8 protein-coding genes are annotated in these 5,911 nt (G+C 56.2%); 2 read left to right on the plus strand and 6 right to left on the minus strand.

The annotated features are described in order from the left end of the window. Positions 1–195, plus strand: a 195-nt coding sequence (locus BZK42_RS29105) for a hypothetical protein (RefSeq protein ID WP_211280450.1), incomplete at its 5' end; no start/stop codon positions are given. A gap of 569 nt (positions 196–764) precedes the next feature. Here BZK42_RS29105 and BZK42_RS27190 read toward each other — a convergent pair. From BZK42_RS27190 to BZK42_RS27215, 6 genes are all read right to left on the minus strand, one after another. Continuing rightward, the gene (locus BZK42_RS27190; RefSeq protein ID WP_080861332.1) at positions 765–1,673 is read right to left on the minus strand and encodes a replication initiation protein; all 909 of its coding nucleotides are present in this window, start codon (positions 1,671–1,673) and stop codon (positions 765–767) included. 10 nt (positions 1,674–1,683) lie between these two features. Continuing rightward, positions 1,684–1,965, minus strand: a complete 282-nt coding sequence (locus BZK42_RS27195) for a type II toxin-antitoxin system YafQ family toxin (RefSeq protein ID WP_080861333.1) — start codon at positions 1,963–1,965, stop codon at positions 1,684–1,686. Beyond that, a complete protein-coding gene (locus BZK42_RS27200; RefSeq protein WP_080861338.1) occupies positions 1,952–2,224 on the minus strand; it encodes a type II toxin-antitoxin system RelB/DinJ family antitoxin in 273 nt (90 codons plus the stop codon). The genes BZK42_RS27195 and BZK42_RS27200 overlap by 14 nt, the downstream gene beginning before the upstream one ends. A gap of 71 nt (positions 2,225–2,295) precedes the next feature. Next, on the minus strand, positions 2,296–2,619 hold the full coding sequence (locus BZK42_RS27205; RefSeq protein ID WP_080861341.1) for a hypothetical protein: 324 nt from the start codon (positions 2,617–2,619) through the stop codon (positions 2,296–2,298). Positions 2,620–2,908: 289 nt separating this feature from the next. After that, positions 2,909–3,646 (minus strand): MobC family replication-relaxation protein, encoded by a 738-nt coding sequence (gene mobC / locus BZK42_RS27210; protein WP_080861344.1) that lies wholly within the window; start codon positions 3,644–3,646, stop codon positions 2,909–2,911. Beyond that, the gene (locus tag BZK42_RS27215; protein ID WP_143329764.1) at positions 3,646–5,619 is read right to left on the minus strand and encodes a type IV secretory system conjugative DNA transfer family protein; all 1,974 of its coding nucleotides are present in this window, start codon (positions 5,617–5,619) and stop codon (positions 3,646–3,648) included. The genes mobC and BZK42_RS27215 overlap by 1 nt, the downstream gene beginning before the upstream one ends. A gap of 78 nt (positions 5,620–5,697) precedes the next feature. Between BZK42_RS27215 and BZK42_RS29110 the strand changes: the two genes are divergently transcribed. Continuing rightward, the coding region (locus tag BZK42_RS29110; protein WP_211280451.1) for a hypothetical protein at positions 5,698–5,911 on the plus strand (214 nt) is incomplete at its 3' end.

The raw sequence follows: 5,911 nt of genomic DNA on the forward strand, positions 1-5,911 counted from the left end.
GCCCCGGAGGAACAACGAGCACGCCCACAGCGTGCGAGAGGAAAAGGCGGCACCCCAGTGCTGTCTTTTCCGGTGTTCCGGCCCCCGTCAGAAGCAAGCCATAGCGAGCGGCTGACCACCCACAAAATCAGGCGCAGCTTGCTGCGGCGTCAGGTGCGTTCAGCACCGTGGATTTTTGTGGGTGGTCAGGCGTGAGCCTGACGGGGGCCGGGTGAATTTCTGTCGTGACCGGCGTCCAGCCGGGCTAAGACAGAAAGAGGGTAAAAGTTCCGGCGTCGATGGCGTCCAGCCAGCGTAAGCAGGGACTTTTACCCTGAATTCAGCCACGCCCCAGCGGGGATGAATTGCATTTCTCCGCAAGGAGAAAAAGTAACCTAAGATAGGTTAACATGAATGATACTAATAAAAATATAAATGATTAACCTATCTAATTACCCTTATAAGATAAGCAATACCATCAGTGCGTAAGTGCCACAACCTGACAGCGGATGATATTCCGCTTCCTCGCTCACTCAGTCGCTACGCTCCTGCCGTGAGACTGCGGCGAGCGGACGGAGCACTCACAACGAATGCAGGCACGTATCAGAAAGAGGAAACCGCTGTTATCTGATATAGGTTATTTGGTCTCACGAGCGCGCCGTAGGCGCGGAGGGACGGTTTTCCCTTTTTTTGCTGAAGAATCAAGGGGAAATGCACCAAAAGGGAAATAGTCACGAAAGGAGGGAAAACCGCTGTTATCTGATATAGGCTTATTTGGTGCACTCTCAAAGTAAGCCGCGTTTCTTTTTCTGATAGTACCAACGTCGACTGATCCCTAATTGCTCCCACGGTTTAAGCGTTCGGGCTGATGTCTCGCTCGCGCCACGCTTTGAAATCTTCCCTCCTTTGCTGCCTCGCTTGGCCTGAATCTCGGGGGTATGCGTGGCGGCCACGAACTCGGCAAAGCCTGACGCGGTAAACCGCGAATGTGTCCATTTCGCAATGCTGCGGCCAATGGCATGACACTCAGGCATCGACAGGGGAACCGGCAACTGGACGTTGTACAGTTCGACACGCTGGCAGCAGGCTGCCAGCCACTGGGCAAAATCAGGCCAGCCCTGACGGATAGCCCTGTAAGCCCATTTGCGGGTTTTTTCGAACAGGTGGCAGTTACGGCCCAGACCATAATCCGCGTCGTTCTGGGCGCGGCCTGCGGCCTCCAGATCGACATAATCCGCCAGCCATTCTAGGGTGTAGGGAATGGGTTGCCACTGTGTCACGCGCCAGCTTGTGCTGTTCGGGTTCTTACAGATCAACCCCGAATAGCCACAATCCGCGCCAAGTTTCGCACACAAGGCCCGCTCAACTGAGGCTGCATATTTCAGCGCCCTGACACTCCCGTCCGGGGCCGTGCGAATGGCTGTTTCCAGCGCATACAACAAATGCGCGTGCGCGTTCTCCGGGTTCATCACTACCAGATTGGGTGCTGGCGCACCCAAATCTGTCCAGTCGATAGCCGCGCCCTGCCGGTCTACGTCAAAAACCAGCCAGAATTGTGCATGTGGCTGGTTTTGCTGAATGTATCGCGCCAGCTTCGCCCGGGCGGTTTTCCCGATGCGCAGCCCTGCAATCAATTCATCCGTGAAATAAGGCTTTCTCGGCAGATTCTCATTAAAATAATCAAGCGCGTTCATATCCTGCCTTTCACCCAAAGAGTTCGCTGTGGGAACCGAGACGCGCCAGTTGCAGCGACTCACTGTCCGGCTTCCTGTAAATCAGCAACAGATCCGGCTTGAGATGACATTCCCTGTACCCTGACCAGTTGCCTGTTAAATCGTGGTCGCGTTGCCGTGGTTCCAGCGGTTCATCCCTGACCAGATCGTTGAGAACAGAAACAAGAACGGCATCCAGGTCGTTCCGATGTTTCCCTTTGGCTTCCCGCTTGTAATCCTTTTTAAACGCGCTGGTTCGCTCAATCGTCCTCATGCAGCTCCGCCATTAACGATGCCACGCTGTCGAATTTTTTCCCTTTCCCTGCCTCCAGTTCGTTAATTGCTTCACGGGTTACAGCACTGCCTCTGGGGGCTTTAACCTCAAAGGGCAGTCGGCGCTCATCGGCAATGTTAATCAGCAACAGACGGATAGCGTCCGACAGTGAAAGGCCCATCGTTGCAAGCGTTTCGGCTGCACGTTCTTTCGTTGCAACGTCAATACGGGCGCGAACTGTGGTTTCTGAAAGTCTCATTCTTTTAATCTCCGGCTAAACAATACAACCCCATTGTAGCCACAAAAGGACTTTCATTCAATACTATTTGCTTACGGATTGACTGGAAGTGGTGGAATTTGAGCTACCAAAAACATCACACCAAGTACCACCAGTACAACAATCGAAAGCGTCTGGCGCACCTTAAAAGACATCTTTTTGACAGACAAAAGCCAGAAACCCAAAACCAAAGCCAGAAGGCCATTTCCCCCCAGATGTTCGAGGATCAAATCCCTCAACCACAGGTTTCTGCTTGCAAATTCCTCAAATGCATATGCCAGTAAAATTACCGGCAATATATACACAAAAAGACGCCAGAGACCGCCAAGAACCCCCCTGAAACCATCAATAACAGGTGTGACATCTACAGTTTTCATTAAACCTCCAAATATTCGCCGTTCTCACACTGTCTTCATAAAGCATAACCGTTACAGATACCATCTGTAAGAACACAGGTTATAACCCGGACCGTTTTATACCCATAAAACGGCCTGTAAGCGATTTTGAGGCGTTTTTCTGGTTTTCGGGTAACTTACCACCACTGAAACCATGAAAAAGGCTCAGAAGCTTTTAGGGGCATTTTCCTCACGTCAGTAACTAACAGGGAATCCCTCACGGTTACGTGATAAATCACGTAACCGTGAGGGATTGGACAAGCGCAGCGCGTCAGCTACATCCAGACTGCATGAATTTGAAGCAGGCAAACAGACGTTCCCGGTCCAGTTCTGCCGTTTTTCGGGTCTCGCCGGTTTGTGGGTTCACAATCTCATCCACCGCCAGAATAGCCCGCTGAACCCGAACTAACGTTGGTCGATCCGGGCAGACATACCAGATTTCATCAATGCCGTTAGCCTTGCGGTTAAACAGATACCCGGACACCACTTCCTGATAGCGTTTACGGCTCTTGACTGTGCGCTCCACTTCAAAAGCCACCGTTTTACCATTCAGCTCCGCCAGCGCGTCCGGAATCTTCATCCCTTTCAGACTCAGCCGGTGCACATATCGCCAGCCAGCGGCTCCCCGTTCCACCATATCGAGGCGCAGTGACTGCACAGCCAGCCGGTGCGGTAGCTGTGCCGCCGACACGCGCGAGGGCTGAAACGGAATAACATCCGTCAGTGGCTCGTCCTCATCGAACGAGAACGCCACCCCGTGCGGCGTCAATCCCCATACGCTGACCTGACGGCCGTCAACTGGATACTTAGCCCGGACAAGCAGCCCTTTTGCCACCAGACTATCCAGGAAGCGGTAAACCGGCTGCACCGCCGCAATCCCCAGCAGACGGGCCACAATCTCCGCTGTCGAGCAGAGTTCATCCCGTAGCCAGCGCAGAACAAGCCGGGTTTTCTCCGCGTTCCGATCCTGCCGCTTCGCGTGGCTGACGTTGTAGTGTTCCAGTGACATCAGTACAGATCTCCAAAACCATCCCCGTCCGGGAGTTTCCGCTTCGCGTCAGCCTGATATTCAGCCAGCGGGTCCGATTTCGCCAGCACAGGAAACGACTGTAACGGAATTTCGCGGCGCTCAACCCGCAGCGGGCTGCTGAACGCCAGCCGCGCCACGCCCAGCCCGGTCATGACCGCGAACCCGTCAGGCAGGTGCTGCAGGGTGTTCACGTCAAACAGCGGCCGCGCCTCCTTCTGGATGAAGCTGTCGCCGCTGATGTGCTCCACGTTCCCCGCCTCCCGGCTGGCCCGGCGGCGCTCCACGTCCACCCGGATTTCCCCGGTCTGTCCGGCCGCCCACTGCGCGGACTCCTGGCTGGCCGCACGATAGAACCAGCGGATCGGCGTGTTATCCAGCACCGTGGTTTTCACAAAATCAGCGGGCAGATCCTGCCCGCACTGGCCGAAGTCGCCCAGCGACTGGTGAGCCAGCAGCAGGTTGCAGTCGCGGCTGCGCAGCGTCCCCAGCGCGTTGAGCACGTATTTCGAGAGCAGGTATTTGATTTCATCGAGCATCACGCTGACGTGCGGCCACGCGCGGAACTCGTCCCGCGCAATAATGATTTGCGCGCAGCGGGCAAACAGCATTTTCTGCACCCTGATCACCGCCTCATCGTCCATAGAACCGATGACGTACAGGCAGCCGCCGCCGTTGATAATTCCCGCCACATCAATACCGGAATCCGTCTGCAGGACGCTCAGGTCCGCGACGTTCTCCAGCTTGGTGATCAGCCCCTTCACGTCCTTTTTCAGCGCCTCCGGCAGCGCATACGCCGCCGCCAGTACCTGCTGAATGTTCGCGCCGTGCGGGAACTGCTCCGCGATAAGCTTCGCCGCTTTCTGCTCGCTGATGCGGTAGTGGTCGGCCACATCGCCGGTTTCCGCCAGGTTAAACCCGGCAACCAGCAGATTCTTCAGGGCGTACTGGTCGAGATCGCGGAACAGATTAAGCTGCGCCGGTTTCCCCGGCCGCAGATCCAGCAGGGTGAAGTCCGGGCAGTGCGCCCGGAAGACGTGCGGCGCCCATGCGTCCCCTTTGGGGTCGAAGTACACCACCGCGTCCCCGAAATCGCGTACACAGCGAATGAGCGCGTTGGTGGCCATCACGCTCTTGCCGCTCCCGGGCAGGCCGAGGATCTGAATGTTGGTCTTGCGCCAGGTATCACGCGGGACCAGCACCGGCAGGCCCTGCTCATCCTTACCCAGAAACACCGCCTGCTGCTTCCGGGCCTGCTCCGTGGAGAAATCCGCCAGCGCGTTGACCGGCACCGGCTCCCCGAAATGCAGGTGGCGTACGTCTGTCATCTCTCCGGTTCGCTGGCTGCTGCGCCGGCTCTCCTGATTCAGTTGCGCATTAACCTTCTGATCGGCAGCCGCAAAATGCCCTTCAAGCACGAAAAACGCCAGCAACTTTGCCAGAACAACCCCGACAACAAACCCACCAATACACCAAACAGCCCCGAACTGGTTATCTGGATACAGCAGGAAAAACCCCGCGCTGGTGTCTTTTCCCGGTCTGAGAAGCGATTCACCCCAGCTTTCGATCAACACCGCAAAAAACAGCACAACAAACAGGGCAAGGCCGCCCCATTCGATAAGCTTATTCAGCCAGTTCCAGAGGTGACGACGGGCTGTTATCACCCGTCCGGGCGAATCGAGCGAGGCCAGCACCGAAAATGGCGCAGAACGCTGATTATCGCGCCGGTATCGATCGTTGTACTCCCGCCGTTCCTTGAGACTTAACCCAACGTAGCGCATCCGCCCGGACCAGATATCGGTCAGTCCGGACACCACTCCGATAAACACAAACAGCACTGCAAGCTCAACGTGATCCCGGAACAGCCAGCTAACCCACGGAAAAATATCCGGAACCAGCCCGGGAACGACATTGTTCACAAGCGAATTAACATTCGGCAAAACGGGAAGTGACATAGAACCATTCTCCTTAAAGCGAGGGGTTTCCGGCGTGATGCGCAGCCCACTGCGCAAGCTGGTGACATGCCCCAAGGCATGGCGACAGCGTTCACGTCCCGGGGGAAAGCGTTCAGCGCTCACCCGGGAGGCAAGCCTCTTTCCGCCCCATGCGGAAAAGGCGCAGCCCCGGAGGAACAACGAGCACGCCCACAGCGTGCGAGAGGAAAAGGCGGCACCCCAGTGCTGTCTTTTCCGGTGTTCCGGCCCCCGTCAGAAGCAAGCCATAGCGAGCGGCTGACCACCCACAAAA

It is taken from the genome of Citrobacter braakii, from assembly GCF_002075345.1.
Lineage (GTDB): Bacteria > Pseudomonadota > Gammaproteobacteria > Enterobacterales > Enterobacteriaceae > Citrobacter > Citrobacter braakii.